The following is a 556-nucleotide window of genomic DNA, read 5'->3' on the forward strand; positions in this document are numbered from 1 at the left end:
ATACTATAAATTCAACTTTGCAACAGAACCGTATTATGGAATAGAGATGTTGGTAACATTTATACAGGATCATTATACTTAAGTTTAATTTCGTTATTACAGAACCACACATTCCAACCAGAAGAGAAAGTATGTCTATTTAGTTATGGTTCAGGAGCAGTAGGAGAAATCTTTAGTGGTTCAATCGTTAAAGGATATGACAAAGCATTAGATAAAGAGAAACACTTAAATATGCTAGAATCTAGAGAGCAATTATCAGTCGAAGAATACGAAACATTCTTTAACAGATTTGATAATCAAGAATTTGATTTCGAACGTGAATTGACACAAGATCCATATTCAAAAGTATACTTATACAGTATAGAAGACCATATCAGAACATATAAGATAGAGAAATAAACTAGTGGCCGATTGTGCTTGATGAGCTTGGGACATAAATCCTAACTCGAAATAAATAAGCATATCACTAAACTGATTTTTTAAAGTTTACAGTGATATGCTTATTTTTTTATCTTACGATTTTGTACGTGCATGCTTGCCTAGGGGTATGGCTCGA

At 32.0% G+C, this 556-nt stretch carries 1 protein-coding gene; it reads left to right on the forward strand.

Going from position 1 to position 556, the window contains the following annotated elements; genetic code table 11:
• Window positions 1–9: 9 nt before the first annotated feature.
• Window positions 10–399 (forward strand): hydroxymethylglutaryl-CoA synthase, encoded by a 390-nt coding sequence (locus HMPREF3239_RS12025; protein WP_020444595.1) that lies wholly within the window; start codon window positions 10–12, stop codon window positions 397–399.
• Window positions 400–556: the final 157 nt, after the last annotated feature.

This window comes from Staphylococcus sp. HMSC34C02 (assembly GCF_001838705.1).
Classification (GTDB): domain Bacteria; phylum Bacillota; class Bacilli; order Staphylococcales; family Staphylococcaceae; genus Staphylococcus; species Staphylococcus borealis.